The 16,121-nt window shown below is 59.1% G+C and carries 13 protein-coding genes; 3 read left to right on the forward strand and 10 right to left on the reverse strand.

Annotated elements, in window-relative coordinates:
* Nucleotides 1-32: 32 nt before the first annotated feature.
* The 6 genes from CVS29_RS01225 to CVS29_RS01250 all read right to left on the reverse strand — a co-directional run bounded on the left by CVS29_RS01225 (nt 33) and on the right by CVS29_RS01250 (nt 8,458).
* Nucleotides 33-1,001, reverse strand: coding sequence for a C-terminal binding protein (locus CVS29_RS01225; protein WP_110104507.1), 969 nt, complete (start codon nt 999-1,001; stop codon nt 33-35).
* A complete protein-coding gene (locus CVS29_RS01230; RefSeq protein ID WP_211315071.1) occupies nt 998-2,422 on the reverse strand; it encodes an aldehyde dehydrogenase family protein in 1,425 nt (474 codons plus the stop codon). Before CVS29_RS01230 ends, CVS29_RS01225 begins: the two co-directional genes overlap by 4 nt.
* Nucleotides 2,419-4,086 carry a thiamine pyrophosphate-binding protein gene (locus CVS29_RS01235; RefSeq protein ID WP_110104508.1) on the reverse strand — a complete coding sequence of 556 codons (1,668 nt, stop codon included), beginning with the start codon at nt 4,084-4,086 and terminating at the stop codon, nt 2,419-2,421. Before CVS29_RS01235 ends, CVS29_RS01230 begins: the two co-directional genes overlap by 4 nt.
* Nucleotides 4,083-4,904 carry an SDR family oxidoreductase gene (locus CVS29_RS01240; RefSeq protein WP_110104509.1) on the reverse strand — a complete coding sequence of 274 codons (822 nt, stop codon included), beginning with the start codon at nt 4,902-4,904 and terminating at the stop codon, nt 4,083-4,085. The genes CVS29_RS01235 and CVS29_RS01240 overlap by 4 nt, the downstream gene beginning before the upstream one ends.
* Complete coding sequence (locus CVS29_RS01245) at nt 4,901-6,940, reverse strand: acetate--CoA ligase family protein (RefSeq protein ID WP_110104510.1); 2,040 nt, start codon at nt 6,938-6,940, stop codon at nt 4,901-4,903. The genes CVS29_RS01240 and CVS29_RS01245 overlap by 4 nt, the downstream gene beginning before the upstream one ends.
* Nucleotides 6,941-7,246: 306 nt before the next feature.
* A complete protein-coding gene (locus CVS29_RS01250) occupies nt 7,247-8,458 on the reverse strand; it encodes a Glu/Leu/Phe/Val dehydrogenase dimerization domain-containing protein (RefSeq protein ID WP_110104511.1) in 1,212 nt (403 codons plus the stop codon).
* 328 nt (nt 8,459-8,786) lie between these two features.
* On the opposite strand from CVS29_RS01250, the gene CVS29_RS01255 reads away from it, so the two are divergent.
* Genes CVS29_RS01255 through CVS29_RS01265 form a run of 3 tightly spaced genes read left to right on the forward strand, consistent with a single transcriptional unit; the run spans nt 8,787 to nt 9,918 of the window.
* Nucleotides 8,787-9,170, forward strand: coding sequence for a hypothetical protein (locus tag CVS29_RS01255; protein ID WP_110104512.1), 384 nt, complete (start codon nt 8,787-8,789; stop codon nt 9,168-9,170).
* A 25-nt stretch (nt 9,171-9,195) separates the two neighbouring features.
* On the forward strand, nt 9,196-9,642 hold the full coding sequence (locus CVS29_RS01260) for a peptidase dimerization domain-containing protein (protein ID WP_110104513.1): 447 nt from the start codon (nt 9,196-9,198) through the stop codon (nt 9,640-9,642).
* Nucleotides 9,643-9,654: 12 nt separating this feature from the next.
* Nucleotides 9,655-9,918 (forward strand): zinc-binding metallopeptidase family protein, encoded by a 264-nt coding sequence (locus CVS29_RS01265; RefSeq protein ID WP_146212957.1) that lies wholly within the window; start codon nt 9,655-9,657, stop codon nt 9,916-9,918.
* 444 nt (nt 9,919-10,362) lie between these two features.
* On the opposite strand, the gene CVS29_RS18155 is transcribed toward CVS29_RS01265, so the two are convergent.
* The 4 genes from CVS29_RS18155 to CVS29_RS01295 form a co-directional block, all read right to left on the reverse strand.
* Nucleotides 10,363-13,032 (reverse strand): hypothetical protein, encoded by a 2,670-nt coding sequence (locus tag CVS29_RS18155; RefSeq protein ID WP_146212958.1) that lies wholly within the window; start codon nt 13,030-13,032, stop codon nt 10,363-10,365.
* Nucleotides 13,033-13,120: 88 nt separating this feature from the next.
* Nucleotides 13,121-13,576, reverse strand: coding sequence for a hypothetical protein (locus CVS29_RS01285; RefSeq protein ID WP_110104518.1), 456 nt, complete (start codon nt 13,574-13,576; stop codon nt 13,121-13,123).
* Nucleotides 13,577-14,239: 663 nt separating this feature from the next.
* Nucleotides 14,240-15,010, reverse strand: coding sequence for an enoyl-CoA hydratase/isomerase family protein (locus CVS29_RS01290; RefSeq protein WP_110104519.1), 771 nt, complete (start codon nt 15,008-15,010; stop codon nt 14,240-14,242).
* 15 nt (nt 15,011-15,025) lie between these two features.
* Nucleotides 15,026-16,120, reverse strand: coding sequence for an ABC transporter ATP-binding protein (locus CVS29_RS01295; RefSeq protein WP_110104520.1), 1,095 nt, complete (start codon nt 16,118-16,120; stop codon nt 15,026-15,028).
* Between the last annotated feature and the right edge of the window lies 1 nt (nt 16,121).

A 16,121-nucleotide genomic window follows, 5' to 3' on the forward strand; every position in this document is an offset into this window, starting at 1 on the left:
CTTCTCCTGTTTTTGGTGTTAAGTGTTTTGGTCTAGGCCGTGAACTGTGCCGCAAGCGGGCTGTTCACGGGGTGTTCCGGGATCTGGCGGTGGTGCCAGGTAAGAACATTTTCTGCTTGCTGCACCACGTAGTCCCGCGCTGACTGCTCAGATAAATACGCGGCATGCGGACTCAGTAGAACCCGGGGGTTGCCGAGCATCGCCTCCCCCGCCGCCGGTGGTTCAACGGCCAGCACATCAAGGCCCGCCCCACCTAGCTGGCCGCTTTCCAATGCCCGCGCCAGTGCCGGGTGATCTACCAACCCGCCACGGGAAACATTGACTAAAAACGATCCCCTCGGCATGAGTGCGAGCCGGTCCGCGTTCACTAAGGCGGTGGTCTCTTCGGTTAGTGGAAGGTGCAAGCTGACAAGGTCGCTGCGGGTGAAGAGCTCATCCAGCCCCACCGCTTGGACGCCGTCGGGGGCTTGCAGATAGGGGTCATAGCCCAGCACAGTTCCCACAGTAGGTCCCATGAGCTTGGCGAAACGTGCACCAATACGGCCCAGCCCCACCACGCCAACGGTTGCCCCGGAGAGCCTGAGCAGCCTCTCCGTTGTCCCGTCCCACTGCCCGGCCTGCACACTCCGGTCAAGGAAAGGCAGTCCCCGCATCAGAGACAACGCCATGGCGAAGGCGTGGGTGGCAACTTCCTCCGTGGCCGCCCCAGGTACATTGGCCACCCAGATGCCGCGCTTGGTGGCAGCAGCAAGATCCACCGTGTCAACGCCTACCGATTGGGTGGCTACAATCTTCAAACCCTCAAGGCGCTCCAGGAGAGCCTCATCAACCACGCAATAGCCAATCAGCAGGGCTTGTGCGCCCTGGGCTACCTTGGCAATGACGTCAGGGTCTGAACTATTGGCCACCCGGACCTCGAAACCGGCTGCTTCCAAGAGCTCAATACCGGGCTGAAGATCGGTGCCGTCCACGTCGGTGTAGACCGCAAGGGGTGAACTCATCGCTGCACCGCAGTGATTTCTGTGTATTCCTCCAGGCCGGCCACTCCGAGTTCACGGCCAATTCCGGAGTCCTTCCACCCACCGAAGGGGGCTTGCGGGTTGAACGGGGCACCGTTGAGATCAACCTGGCCGGTGTCAAGGTGCCGAGCAAGCTCCAGTGCCCGCTCGGTACTGCCGGCCCACACCGCACCGGCTAGTCCGTAGACCGTGCCGTTGGCAATCTCAATGGCTTCGGCCTCACTGGAATAGGCGTGTACCACCAGCACAGGCCCAAAGATTTCCTGCTGACTGGCCGGGTCAGTGGGCGCCAAATCTGCCAGGATGGTCGGGTTTACATAGTGTCCGACGGCGTGGGCTGAGACGGGCGGGCCCGTCACCAGCCGGGCGCCCCGGCACAAGGCACCGTCAATGACGGCAAGCACATCAGCCTTTTGCTTGGCGCTAACCAGCGGGCCCAGATCGGTGCTCTCCGCAGTGGGGTCTCCCACCACAAGAGTTTTGACGTGGGCAGCTGCCAGTTCCAGAGCTTCCTCATAGCGTTGCGCCGGGACCAGCATTCTGGTCCAGGCACTGCAGGTCTGGCCGCTGTTGAGCATGGCCGCGTCCACGGTCCCGGTCACGGCCGCTGCAAAATCAGCATCAGCGCAGATGATGGAGGAGGATTTCCCGCCCAGTTCCAAGCAGGCGCGTTTGAGGTTGCGGGCAGCGGTGGCCCCCACCTCACGGCCTACTGTGGTGGAACCGGTGAAGGAGATAAAGTCCACTCCGGGATGGCCCGTCAGAGCGTCGCCAATGGCACTGCCTGCACCGCTAATGAGGTTGAAAACGCCCTCTGGCAGCCCGGCTTCAATGGTGGCCTCAGCAAAAATATAGGAGGACAACGGCGCCAGTAACGCAGGTTTTAGCACAACCGTGCACCCTGCGGCCAGGGCTGGACCAACCTTCGCCGCCAACTGGTAAAGCGGGTAATTCCACGGGGTGATGCAGGCAACCACACCTACCGGTTTGCGCAGTAAAACAGAAGTCCCGGACTCTTCCTCAAAGGCATAGTTGCGTGCGTTGGTGGCTGCGGCAGCCATCAAATCAATGGCCAGATCCACATGCCAGGCACGGGCGTTGGAAACGGAAACACCAACTTCTGCCACTGTCACCGCAACGAGCTCCTCACGGCGCTGCCGCAACACGGCAACGAGGGCTTCGATGGCATCGGCACGCTCACCGGCAGTTTTGGCACCCCAGGTGCCGGCTGCCGTGCGGGCTGCAGCTACAGCAGCATCCACAGTGGCCCCATCGCACAGAGCTGCCGAGCCAATCACCTCGGCGGTGGCCGGGTTTTCTACCTCCTGCGTAGCCCCGGCCTGTTGCCAGCTACCGCCAATGAGGACGTCGTCACGGAACCAGGTCATGACCGCGGTGTTCACAGTGCCTCCTTGGCGGCCAGCATGTCCGCTGCGGCACGGCTGTCCTCATAGATGTGCAAAACGGTGGGCCTATCGGCGTCGAGCGCTGTTTTGATGGCGCTACCTAGTTCACTGGCGTTGGCAATGGCTACGCCGTAGCAGCCAAGAGCCCTGGCGAGCGCCGGAAAGTCCGGGCTGCCCAAGGCCACAGCGTGCACGGGTTCGCCGCGGTCAGCCATTTCATTGCGGATCTCGCCATAGCCGCCGTTATCTACAATGACGATGGGCAGTGCTAGGCGAAGCTCCGCGGCCATGGCCAGTTCGGCAATGGTGAACATGATGCCACCGTCACCGTGCAGGACCAGTACCGGGGCTTCTGGATTGGCAACTTTGGCACCAATTCCCGCCGGTAACCCGTACCCGAGCGTGCCAACACCTGTGGGATACAAGAACGCGTTGGGACGGTGCAACGGCAGGTTTGACAGGGCCCCGTAGTAACAAGCCATGGCACTGTCTGCGGCAACAATGCCGTCCCGGGGCAGGGCCGCTGCAATGGCGTCCACAATCTCCAACCAGGGTCCGCCTTCAGTCTGGGCGTCCGTTTCAAAGTCCGCCCGCAGCGCCACCATACGCTGGGCAGCGATGGAGGCGGCGGCGTCGTCCGTGGCTGCATCAGTGGCCGTATCAGTGGCCGTATCAGTGGCACTGAGGTTCGCCAGCAGCGCCGTCAAGACGGCTACACTCCCGCCCACCAGAGCGTGGGCGGGGATGGCGTTGGTGTTGATGGAGGTGGCGTCAATATCGATCCGGATCAGTTTTCCCGCCAGGCTCGGCAGCCCCAGCCACCAGTCCGCGGGGGAAAGTTCCGTTCCGATCGCCACAACAGCGTCGGCATCGTTGAAGGCAGCCAAAGTGCTGGGGTGTTGGACTCCAGCACCAACGGCCAGTACGTGGTCCTCCGGGAAAATGCCCTTGCCGTTGGTGGTGGCAAAGACCGGCGCGGACAGTGCTTGTGCAAGGTCCTTGACCTGGGCCGCGGCCCGGGATGCCCCACCACCCACCAAAAGCAGCGGGCGTTGAGCTACGCTGAGCGCGGCCGCAGCAGCCTGGATTTGTGCTGTAGGGGCCATGAGCTGACCGGCGGCCACCGGCGGCACCACAGTTACTTGCCCCACCTCATCGAGCAGGTCCAGCGGGATTTCCAGGTGTACCGGACGTGGCCGGCCCGTTGCCATGGCAGCGAACGCCTGGGCAACGGCCAACGGGATTTCTGCCACGGAGGTCACACGGTGGCTGTAGGCCACCACGGCCGCCAATGCTGCCCCCTGATCCTTGATTTCGTGCAACAAGCCGTTGCCGCGGCCGGGGTGCGCCAGCGGCATGCCGGGAGAGATGAACAGCACCGGAATTGAATCCGAGTACGCCTGGGCCGCAGCTGCTGCGGCGTTGAGGATGGCGGGGCCCGTGGTGGTAAGGACCACGCCGGGGCGTCCCGAGGAGCGGGCATAACCGTCGGCTGCGTAGCCGGCTCCCTGTTCGTGCCGCGGCGAGATGTGCTTGATGCCGTAGCTGGGCATGGCGGCGTAGGCGGCCAAGTTGTGTGTTCCGGGGATACCAAAAATGGTGTCCACGCCGTGGGCTGCCAGACCGGCAACCAGGGCTTCTCCACCTGTAAGGGCGCTCATGCTTTTACTCGCTCATCTGTGTAGACGGACTTACCTAACCATTGGCCACCATCCACCACCATGACTTCACCGGTGACGTAATCGGCACGCGGGCTCAGGAGGTAGTTGGCGGACTCGGCAATTTCGGCGGGGCTGGCGAACCGGCCTGCCGGGACGCCGCTGAGGACCTTTTCACGGGCGGACTCGGTGCCCCACAACGCGGCACCGGCACCTTCAGTTTCGGTGGGTCCGGGAGCAATGCAGTTCACTCGAACTCCGCGGGCTGCCCATTCCACGGCAAGCGTGCGGGTCATGGCCACAATGCCACCCTTGGCTGCTGCGCTGTGCACTGTGCCCGGATGTCCGTGCCAGGCGTAGCTGGCAATGACGTTCAGGATGCTTCCGCTGCCGGCCGCCAGCATGTGCTGAGCTGCTGCGTGGGTTGCGTAAAAGGTCCCGTTGAGCACAATGTCAATGACGGCCTTCCAGCCGTTGGGGCTCAGGTCCTCGCCGGGGACAATGAAGTTGCCGGCCGCATTGTTCACTAACGCATCAATGCGTCCTTCGCGTTCTACAACAGAGTTGATGGCATCTGCCATGCCCTGGGCATCACGGACGTCGCAGGAGATGTAATCGGCGCTGCCACCAGCGTCAGTAATGAGCCGTACAGTCTCCTGCAGCGGTTCTTCTCGGCGTCCTATGACAATGACTTTTCCGCCGGCTGCTGCGTAGCGGGCGGCGATGGCGCGGCCAATGCCGGAGCCGCCACCTGTTACGACCGCAATTTTTCCAGCAAATTCTTCTCTGATATCCGGAACAAGCAAGGCGTTCTCCTTCATGCGTTGACCGCGGCAGCCGTGAGCACCAATGCATCGACTGCGAGAGCCCCTTCAGGGGCCACACGGATAGGATTGACTTCAAATTCTGTGATGTTCTGGTTAGCTGCGACGGCTTCGGAAATTGAAACCACCATGGCGGCCAGTGCCTGGATGTCGGTGGCCGGGCGGCCGCGCCATCCTTGCAAGAGCGGCAGGCACTTCAACCGGCCAATCATCTCCAACGCGGTAGCGTGGTCCACTGGCGCCAGCTCTACGCTGATGTCCTTGTGCAGTTCCGTTTCCGTACCCCCGGCTCCTACCGTGACAACCGGACCAAAGTCCCTGTCCTGGCGGGCACCTACCAGCACTTCTACGGTATTTTGGCGAATATCCTGTTCCTCCACTACGTACTCGCCGTCCCCCAGCCGCGCCTGCATATCCTCGAAGGCTGCCATCAGCTGCTCGGCCGAGCCCAAGCCCAGCTTCACGCCGTCGTGCTCACTTTTGTGCTCAAGCCAACCGGCCTTCAAGACGAGAGGGTAGCGCAACTCTTCGCTGGCCCGGGCCACGTCGGCACGATTGTTTGCCAGCCGTCCTTCCGGCGCCGAGATACCCAGTTCCGCCAAAAACGCACGAGCCTGCCAGTATCCTGATTCCGGTTCGGCCAGCTTCTGCTCCGGCGAGCCGAGCACCCGCCCCGGGGACGCGCTTAGCTGGGCTGCCAGGGACAGCGTCCGCAGCGCAATCTCGATGCCCGGGTAGGTGGGGATGCCATCAGCCCAGAGGCGCGCCACCACGGCCGAGTCGGAACTCATACTGTGGACAACCAGGGGCATCCCGGCGGCCTTGACAATGTCCGCCATACGGTCTGCAACGCTGAGTTCACGGGCCTCGATGGCGGGCGTGTCTGAGCCGTAGCAACCGAAGTATCCAGAGAGGACCACCGAGTCCACTTCACCGGAGCTCATCAGAACCTCCACCAGATCGGCGTACACATCCAGATTCGCTTCCCCGGCTCCAGCTAAGTCGATGGGGTTGGATACTGCGGCACCGGCGGGCAGAATTTCCGCGAGCTGGCGCTGCAACTGTTCGGAGAATATGGGTGCGTCCAGACCGTGGACTGCGGCCACGTCTGCTGCTATGCCACCTTGCCCACCACTGTCACTGATGAGTGCAGTGCGCCGGCTGGCCGGTTTTGCGGCAACACTCAAGTAACGGGCGGCGTTCACCAGCTCGGTGGGGGTGGCTACACGGATGGCCCCAGCCGCACGGCAGGCAGCGTCAACAGTGTCAAGGGCGGAGGTGAGTGACCCGGTGTGGGACTGGGCCAGACGTTGGCTAGCATCACTGGCTCCGGTGGTGAGCACCAAGGTTGTCTTTCCTGCCAGGGACAGGTCACGGATGGTTTCCACCAGCTGAACTCCGCTGGTGAAGCTCTCCAAATACAAGGCGATGATTTTGCTTTGTTCGTGATCTGCCAGATCAGCAACGAGTTCCGCAGCGTTCACATCCAGCTGATTTCCAATGGAGACAAAGCGAGAAACACCCATGCCGGCACGCGCAGCCAAGATGGCCAGTTCAGATCCAAGCTGCCCGCTTTGGGAGATGATGGCCAGCGGACCCGGGCTGAAATGCCCCCATGCCAGCTGCAAAGAAGAGGAAGCATCAAAAAGTCCCAGACTGTTGGGGCCAATGATGCGTGCACCAGCGGCGCGAATCATGGCTCCCAGGGCTTCTTCTTCCAGCACACCTGCGGTGATGCCCAGAAACGCCTTGACGCCGGCGGCGAGGGCCTCCCGGACCACTTCAGTAACAAAACGCGGCGGGACGCACAGAACAACGAGTTCAGGTACGCCCGGCAATGCCGAAATGCTGGAGTAGGCCGTTTCGTTCTGGACGGTTGCAGCTGATCCGTTGACAAGGTACACATCGCGGCGATGCGCTCCGGACAAGGCCCCGCGGGCTAGCCAGTAACCCCATTTAGCTTGATCATCCGAGGCACCAACCACTGCCACGGATGAGGGATCACGAAACGCTTTGAGCGAGGACGCTGGCATCAGTTGCCTCCGAATGCTTCTGAGTCTTGGCATCCGAATGGATACCGTAGTTGGTAGGTGAGACTTTGTTGAGGTCCAGTGCAGGACCCGCCGCCTTTGGCTGGGGCTCCTGCACTGGCCCGACAACAGTTACCGGAAGTTCTTTAACTAACCAGTCAGTTATATAACTAAGTGTGACTGGCATCACGCAAGTTGTCAATGTTGGCGGTGGAAATTTTGCGAGCTTCCGCACTGGCGCCCTGGGGCACCCGCCGGCACGCCCAATAGCACACCTGACGGACCCCAAGGAAGTGAATGCGCAGCTGCTTAGGCCGTACCGTACTGCGCATCAATGGCAAGCAGCTGCTCACGAGTGAAAGCCAGTGCAGCATCGCGCAGTGATGACCCATCACGTACTGAGCGCACAAACATATCCGAGACAATCCTGCTCATTTCCCGCCGAATCATCGCTTCGGACTGCTGGGCATCGGCATCAATGTCACCAAAGAGCATCCACCACCACCACGCATTTGTGGCGGAGTTAGAGACGAAGTCCGGCACCACCTGTATGCCGCGAGCCAGGAGCATCTCCTCAGCCTCTTTGAGAACCGGCATATTCGCAGCTTCCACGATGAGTGAAGCCGCAATTTCGTGCTGATTTTCTGCGGTGATGCAGTAGGAAATGGCGGCAGGCACCAAAACATCAGTCTCAATGCGCAACCACTGATCACGTGGAACCAAGGCATCCTCAGGCCTCATGACCGCGCGGTCAATTTCGCCAAATGAATTACGGGACGCCAGCAAAGCCTCAACATCTAGCCCCTGCGGGTTGACAATGACTCCATTGGCATCTGAAATGCCAACCACCAACAGGCCAGCCTGTGAGAGGTAGCGTGCCGTGGCACCGCCCATAGAGCCGAAGCCCTGGATCACCACGCGGGACCCTTCCCTGCGGCGCCCCAATGCATCAAGGGCCGTTAAAACTGATTCTGCAACTCCGAGACCCCCAACCAACTCTCCCAGCCCCACTGCGTCTATATCAATCTCAAATGCACGGCTCAAACGCTCCGTGGCAGCAGCGCGATCCTCCAGCAGCGGATAGACAGCTTGCACGGAGCTCTCCAGTCCCAGCTCCGCAATGATCTCGTCAATGAGCTTTTGCTGCACACCCAGGTCCTCCCCCAGGGTCCAGTGGGCACTGACCAGTGCGCTGACGCTTTGCAGGAAGCGCTTGAGAACAGCGCGCATGTTGGGATCGTGCGGATCGCAGTCAATGCCACCCTTAGCCCCTCCGAGCGGAACATACCGCGCGCCGGGACGGTAGTGCAGTCCCTCCTTGAGCGTCATGCCTTGGGCGAGTCCGCGAACCTCGTCCAGGGTGCATCCCTTGCGCATGCGGAGACCGCCACTGCAAACCCCCCGGACCAGCCTGTCGATCACCAAGTAGCCCTTGTATCCGGTCACGGGATCAGTCCAGCTAATCTCCAGCAAGGAAGGGACCACGGTCTTGGCCGGCGCATTCTCAACTGCTACTGACATGCATAACTCCTATGTATCGGAAATTCTTTACTGAACCGCTATTCAGCATTCACGAGACTTGGATCATTTGTCAAGAGCCTGGATTGTGGTCAACCCACTCAGTGTGTGGAGGGATCTGCAGCTCACCCACCCCGAAAAATGTTGAAAAATAGCGGGCTACGTCACATTTCCGGGTCAGTTCCCATGCTACAAGCACCTCAGAATATGCATATACATTTGAGATTCGCATGTAAAAAAGCTATTTCTGATGTAGATATTAACCAAGACCGTTGACATCTACTGTGATTCACCGGACAGTTGATTTATTACCTGAACCGCGAGTCAGCAGTTGCGGTCATGGCACCCGGATAGTGCGGGAACTATCAGCCACCGCCTCGAACCCGAGTTTTTTGGAATCCATGGGAACCCGGAGCTGGGGTTCAAGGAGTTTCAGGCATCTGAATGGACCGCCTCCGTCTTAGCCAATGCTGGCTATGAGATCACCTCCGGAGTCGCAGAGCTCGCTACCGCCTTTGTTGCCACCATTGGTGAAGGCGAATTGGTGGTGATATTTGCGCGGCATTCGATGCGCTGCCCGGAATTGGTCATGTTTGCGCGCACAACATCATTGCCGGACCGGCAGTGGCTGCGGCATTGGCGCTGGTGCCCGTCACTTGGCGCCCTTCACTTCAAGGCTGGGAATTACCGCGGAGGTATTCGGGACACCTGCTGAGGAAAACGGTGCGGACAAGGCCATCATGATTGATGCCGGAGTCTTTGACGGGACGCATGCGGCCATGATGGTAAACCCCGGCACTAGCGATGTTTCTACTGCACGTACCTTGTCAACTTTAGATATCCTCGTCGAGTTCGCGGGAAAGCATTCCCACGCTCGTGCGGCCCCGTCAGAGGGCATCAATGCCAGCGACGCACTGACCATCACACAAGTCGCCATAGCTTTGCTCCGCCAGCAACTCAAGCCCACGGACCAAGTTCACGGGATAGTCAGCAACGGTGGTGAAGCCCCCAATATCATTCCCAGGAAAACGTCAACGCACTCCTATCTGCGTGCTGCAGATTTCGAATCACTGCAGGTTTTACAAGAACGGGTGCAGCGTTGTTTTGAGGCTGCTGCCTTGGCAACGGGCTGTATGCTTTCGAGCACATCGCTCTCCCCTGCGTACATGGAAATGCTAAACAATTAGGAGTTGGTGGAGTTGTATCAACGTAATGCCCAGAGTCTGGACAGGGTGTTTGATACATCCAGCGCCGCGTCCTCCCTCTTGGGCTCCACAGACATGGGTAACCTCTCGCACCTAGTGCCCTCAATCCATCCCCTGATTACGGTGGATTCTGCTTCAGCAGTTATCCACCAGCCGGAGTTTGCCGCGTATTGCGTGAGCGCATCAACTGATCAGGCTGTGATTGACGGTGGCAAGGCAATGGCCTGGACCATTGTCCATTCTTGCTGCACTAAGTGAAGGTGAATTAAATTCGTAAGTATCGGATCGTCGGCTCTCCGCCATTTATCCTCATGTTCGTTGTGACGCGGATTCCCCAAATCAACGGCCCGCACTTGTGGCCGGGAATCCCCGCCATTTTCTTTTAGATCACCGCTATCTCTACTTTTGGGGCACCGTCAGTTCTCATCTTTTTTGAATCAAAGTACAAGAACTTCGAGGAAGAGGCAGACGATTGACAACGGCCGCTTAAAGTATCAATCTTCGGTGTTTGGGTGGCCCGGAAAATAATTGGAACATCTCTCAAAGGATCTTCAGTCAGGTCCTCGCTGTCGCGGATCGCAACAAGATGTGCGCTTCTGGGGTTCAGTGAGGAAGTCTCCGCAGTCTTGGCGGAGTATCCCGCCCAGTTTCGGGCTTGACTCTCTCTATGTCTGTTGTTGATGCAAACATATCCGTCGGCGGCTAAGGGGTGATCTTGATTATTCCGCTCACGGCCGAGGCGAATGAACCAGAGGTTGCAGTAAGCGTGAAGGTACCGGGTATATCTATACGGCAGCCGGTGAATCTGGAGATTCCTGCCACCGCTGGTTGAGTGATTTTATCGCAGAGGAGAACAGCGCCGGCGGGTGTGGTGAGGGTCAGGGACACTGAAGCAGTGCTGGTAGTGATGGTGTTCCCTGCGGCGTCTTGTATTGCAACTGCAGGCTGGGTAGCGAAGGCCGCCCCACCCTTACCATCGGTGGGGACACTCGTGAAGACAAGTTTGGCGGCAGGCCCCGCCGTGATCGTCAAGTTCGCGCTTACCGCGTTCTCTAGCGCAGGGGAGGTGGCAGTTATCGTGTAGGTGCCGGGTGTGTTAATGCTGCAACCACTGAAGCTGGCAGTTCCTGCTAAAGCTGCTTTAGGGTTTGCGGTACAGCTCAGTGTTGCACCGGCGGGTGTAGTGAGCGTCAGGGACACTGGAGCGGTGCTGGGGGTGGCATTGCCAGCAGCATCATGAATCGACACTGATGGCTGGGTAGTGAAAACGGTTCCAGCGGTCCCGCTGGTGGGCATAGTGCTGAAGGCGAGTTTCGCGGCAGGTCCCGTCACTGTGATGGTGGCGCTGTTGATAGGAACCATTTTGGCATTACTAGACTTCGCAGTAAGAGTGTAAGTACCGGGTTTATCGATGGAGCAATCGGAGAAAGCGGCAATACCTCCAGTAGCGTTGTGACTATTGGATGTGCAAGTCAAAGTGGCCCCGTTCGGATCATTCAGGCCCAAAGTAATCGTGGGCCTTTGGCCTGTCGCCGTGGCACCGTTCGCATTCAGGATGGTAATGACGGGCTGGATGGGGAAGGCCGTGTCTGCAGATACCGAGGCAGAAGGCTGGGTGCTGAAGATCATTCTTGGCGGTGGGTTGCTCATGACAAAGGTGGAACTGAGGGCTTTGGTAAGACCAGCTGACGTTGCAGTCAGACTGTACGTCCCCGTTTTGTTTACGTTTACTTGGCAGCCAGCGAACGAGGCAACGCCCGATGCGGCTGCTTTGCTGGTGGTTGGACTGCATGCCAGAGTGGCATTGCCCGGTGTTGTGAGCGTTAGCGTGATGGTGGCTGCGCTGGTAGTGACGGTGTTGCCGCCAGCGTCCAGAACGGTGACCACTGGTTGAACCGGGAAGGCGGCATTGCGGGCGCCATTACCCGGGCTCGTGGTGAAGACTAGTTTCGCTCCTGGGCCCACGGTATTGGTCACAACGGTGCTGAAGGCGAAGGCCAGACCGGCTGATGTTGCGGTCAATGTGCTGGTGTTTGGTTTATCGATACTGCAACCTGTGAAGGAAGCGACTCCCGACGAGGCGGCCCGGGTGGTGGCCGCACAGGCCAAAGACGCGCCTTTTGTCTCTGTGAGGAACAAATTTACCACTGCCGTGCTGGTGGTTACTGTATTTCCGCCGGCGTCTTGGATGCTGACCGTCGGCTGGGCAGCGAAGGGTACCCCGCCTGTGGAGGTCGGAGAGGGTTGGGAGGTGAAGCCGAGCTTACTTGCTGGCCCTACCAGGATGGTGAAGCTTGCGCTAGTAGCGCTAGTAAGGCCGGTAGACGCGGCAGTTAATGTGTAGGTGCCGGCCTTATTGACGCTGCACTCGGAGAACTCAGCTCTACCCGCAGAGGGTGTGATGGGGTTATTGTCACAGCTCAGGATCGCACCCAAGGGATTACCGCTGATGCTCAGAGTAACCAAGGCAGTAGCGTCGGTCGCTTTGCGACCTGCACTGTCTTGGACTGTAACAACGGGGTCGGTGTCGAAAGCTATGCCCCCGGTGGAGTTCGACGGCGAGCTCGTAAAAGTTAGTTTCGTGGCCGGACCGGCGACAGTAAACGAAGAAGTGACGGCACTGGTAAGTGAGGACACAGTGGCGGTGAGTGTGTAACTGCCGGGCCCGGTGATCCGGCATCCGGAGAATGTGGCGATTCCATTGACTGTCATCGCCGAATTCGCTGGCGATGATGCTGCGCAACCGCTGAGAGTTCCACCGGAAGCACTTAAAGTAACTAGTCGGGGGGTACCACTGGTGACAATGCTGCCTTGAAAGTCTTGGATGGCCACCTGGGGTTGGATGGCGAACGCTTGAGCCGAGGAAGAGCTGGAGGGTTGAACCAGAAACCCGAGCTTGCTCGGGGAGCCGGCTGGCGTGACGTTGACACTGCCGGAAAGGGTGCTGGCTGCGGTCCAGCTCCGGTAGACGGAAGTAACCGTGTAACGGTATACCCCGACAGACACCAGGATGTCATTGCAGGAAACCCCGACGATTGGTGAGGTCCGGGTGGTCCCGCAGGCAGCGGATGTGGTGCCATCACTGGTTTTTGTTCTTGTGACGTAATACCCGGTGGGGCGCGGAGTGAGGGTTGCGGCTGTCCAGGACACCGGAACTGTTCCGGTACTTGAGGACGGGACGGTAGCGTTGGTGGGCGGCTGGAGTGTTCCTAATGAAACTGGTTCACTTGTCCCGGCACCGGCCGCACTGTAAAAAGACCAGGCAGGGCTACTACCGGACGCCAACATAGCAACAAAGGCAAGGACAAGGACTAGGAAAGCGCTCGTCGCCACTATCCCGGTTCCGCGTTTAAGCGGACGTGGTGATTCCACCTCGGCCCCTATCGGTTGCTTGCGCCCATGTTTCGCCGGGCATTGCGTAGGGGCGGCCCCGTTCCGGGACCGCCCCTACGCGGATCAGTTAGTTAGAAGTGACAGTCAAAGTAATCGTGGCACTCTTACAAGCATCCTGATTGATGGCGGTGTCTTTGAACGTGAGTGTTCCAGTGCCCGTCAAGGGTGCGTCAACAGCACCAGCTGCAACTGTCGTATTGGAAACAACGTCGGGAATGGTGAAGTCAGCTGGAAGGCAACCAATGTCACTGGTGGTGACTACGTTCTTCAGGGTCCCGACGTACAGGCTGGACGTGCCCGGGTTGCTCGCCGTGTAGGTGACAGCCCTTGTCCCAGCGGGGGTAAGCCCGGCGGTAAAGTTGGCAACGAGGGTCACCGTGCCGTTGGAGTCAGCATTGGTCTCGGCTCCGGTTCCAGCACCTGTGGTGGACCAGTAAGCGAATGCGGCGCCACCACCGATTAGAACGAGGCCTGCCGTAGCGGCGACGAGCTTGGTTTTCTTGCTGAACTTTTTCTGAGCCATGATTCCCCCCAGGGATTCTTAGAAGTCCTTCGACCGGATTAGCAGTGAAGCCGCGATTCTGGACCAAACGTGGATAGATTCGGGGCAAATCCCGACCTAGGCTCCACTATGCCACACAAAAATCAGGTTATTCACAGCTTTCACCAAGGGTGCCTCAAGGTTTACTCAGGTTTCACTCAAGGGTGCCTCAAGATGCTCACACCACTCTCAAGAGGACCCATCCCACCTTCAGGACAGCAGCTAGAAGTTGAGAGTTTTCTTGCCATAATTCACGCCTAGCCAGTGACCAGAATTAGTGGCGTAACCATATTTGATGGTGCGGACTTGGCTGTGTAAGTATTCGAATGCTCCAGTGGCATAAACCCTCATCTGATGCTTCTGGGCATGAATTGCCGTCAAACACGGTTAGGAAGGGTCTGCATCCAAGTCCGCACGGGGCCAGCATGGCAATAGGTCCAACCCCAGCAGGCCCCGCCCCACCGCGCTGTAAAAGTCTTCCCTATCCCAAGACCTTCGTTGGCCATTGTTGACAACGGTTCTCCTCGGTGGGTCAGCCACGGCGCGCCCCTTGTCCCGTTGCTGGGCTGGGTTTCGCTGTGGCTGACCCCGCTAACCCCTTTAGATCCCGAGCAAAGAAAATCAGGTCCCGCGCCTATTCACATCTCAAGCAGTGCTCTTGGCAACAAATGCTCGGATGCGCGCGTTGGTGTCGGGATGGGAAATTATCGAGGAAATACTCTCAGCCTCCAACGCCAGGTGCGCAGCGAAACCCGCGTTACTGGCGCGCTTGAGAAGCTGCCGGGTGGTACCCAAAGCCTGTGTTGCACCCGCTGTCAGCTGTGTCCCCAGCGCGCGGGCTCGTTCAACCAATTCTTCAGCAGGCACCAGTTCGCTCACCAGTCCCCAAGCAAGGCCCTCTTGAGCTGTGACAGGGCGTCCCAGCAGGCAGATCTGGGCTGCGCGCTGGTGCCCCACTATCTGAGGAAGCAGATAAGAGACGCCACAATCAGGGCTCAACCCCACGTTGCCATAAGCCGAGACGAAGCCAGCCTTGTCCGATGCGAGCACAAAATCGGCATTGAGCACCAGGCCTAGGCCGGCACCGGCAGCAAACCCATGGACGGCAGCAATGGTGATGAGCCGTGAGTGTGCAAGACTCAGCAACCCTTCATGCATCTTTTCTGCCAGCGCCTTCAGGAACCGAGCCGGGTCCTGCGCCGCTGCCATCATGTGAACATCGCCACCGGCACAAAAATACTTTCCATTGCCCTGCAGGATCACAACGTGGCAGTCAGGATCGTTTTGCGCCAATTCGATGGCGGCGCAAAATTCATCAGCCAAGGTATCACTGAGCGCATTGGCTTCGGCGGGGCGGTTCAGGGTGAGCCACAGCAGTGGCCCCTCCTGCTCCACCACAATATTGTCAAACGTCATAGCGTCCGTCTTGTTCTAGGCCAGGACTCGGGCATCGGCGGCTTCCCAATGCATTTGAATCTGGGCCCCTGCGTGGATGCCATCAGGTGAGCGGGGAACTTCGGTGCGGGCAATCAAGAGGGCACCGGCATCCGTGCGGGCCTGGACTGTCCGGCTGCTGCCAAGGTAGATGCAATCTTCCACGGTAGCTCCGATCTGGTCATGAATGGTGTTGGTTATCTGGCCGGCAGGAGAAACACGCATATGCTCTGGCCGGATCATTAACCCGGTGCCCTCCTTGGCATGCCCCAGGGGCAGTTTGAACTCGCGGGCATGCTGCCCGTCAATAAATGCGGAATTCTTAATGGATCCTTGGAAGATGTTGGATACACCCACAAATTCAGCGGCGTACCGGCAGCTCGGTGCGTTGTACAGCTCTTCTGGCGTGCCTAGCTGAACAATCTGCCCATCCTTGAGCAAGGCAATCCTGTCTGACATGGTCAGTGCCTCGTCTTGGTCATGGGTGACGAAGACAAACGTGATGCCGATGTCCTTGTGCAGCTTGCGGATTTCCAGCTGCAGCTGCTCGCGTAGCATCTTATCCAACGCTCCAAGAGGCTCATCCATGAGCAATACGCGGGGGCGGAACACGATGGCACGCGCCAGCGCCACACGTTGCTGCTGACCACCAGAAATTTCGGTGGGCTTGCGGTTTGCCATGCGGCCAAGGTCAACCATGTCCAAGGCCTCCCCTACCCGGCGGATGATTTCAGCCTTGGGGACGCCCAGCCGCTTCAGTGGGTACGCCACGTTTTCTGCCACGCTCATGTGCGGGAACAAGGCATAGTGCTGAAACACCATACCCAGTCCGCGCTTGTGCGGCGGCAGACGGGACACATCCACGCCGTCGACCTCTATGGTGCCACCCGAGGGCTTGACGAATCCGGCAAGGATGTTCAGAAGCGTTGATTTGCCGGAACCACTGGCCCCAAGCAATGTCAGGAACTCACCTCCGCGAATGTCCAGATCAACTGAATCAAGCACTGTCAGCTCTTTGTAGGTCTTGCTGATTCCGGAGATGCGGATCGGGGCACCAGAGGATTCATACTGGGTTTCTTGAGACTTCGTCATC

This window comes from Arthrobacter psychrochitiniphilus (genome assembly GCF_003185915.1).
Classification (GTDB): Bacteria; Actinomycetota; Actinomycetes; order Actinomycetales; family Micrococcaceae; genus Specibacter; species Specibacter psychrochitiniphilus.

Excerpts from the sequence above, each read along its gene's own strand:
- CVS29_RS01225 (WP_110104507.1), bottom strand. The coding sequence starts at position 1,001 with ATGAGTTCACCCCTTGCGGTCTACACCGACGTGGACGGCACCGATCTT.
- CVS29_RS01235 (WP_110104508.1), bottom strand. The coding sequence starts at position 4,086 with ATGAGCGCCCTTACAGGTGGAGAAGCCCTGGTTGCCGGTCTGGCAGCC.
- CVS29_RS01240 (WP_110104509.1), bottom strand. The coding sequence starts at position 4,904 with ATGAAGGAGAACGCCTTGCTTGTTCCGGATATCAGAGAAGAATTTGCT.
- CVS29_RS01245 (WP_110104510.1), bottom strand. The coding sequence starts at position 6,940 with ATGCCAGCGTCCTCGCTCAAAGCGTTTCGTGATCCCTCATCCGTGGCA.
- CVS29_RS01250 (WP_110104511.1), bottom strand. The coding sequence starts at position 8,458 with ATGTCAGTAGCAGTTGAGAATGCGCCGGCCAAGACCGTGGTCCCTTCC.
- CVS29_RS01260 (WP_110104513.1), top strand. The coding sequence starts at position 9,196 with ATGATTGATGCCGGAGTCTTTGACGGGACGCATGCGGCCATGATGGTA.
- CVS29_RS01285 (WP_110104518.1), bottom strand. The coding sequence starts at position 13,576 with ATGGCTCAGAAAAAGTTCAGCAAGAAAACCAAGCTCGTCGCCGCTACG.
- CVS29_RS01290 (WP_110104519.1), bottom strand. The coding sequence starts at position 15,010 with ATGACGTTTGACAATATTGTGGTGGAGCAGGAGGGGCCACTGCTGTGG.
- CVS29_RS01295 (WP_110104520.1), bottom strand. The coding sequence starts at position 16,120 with ATGACGAAGTCTCAAGAAACCCAGTATGAATCCTCTGGTGCCCCGATC.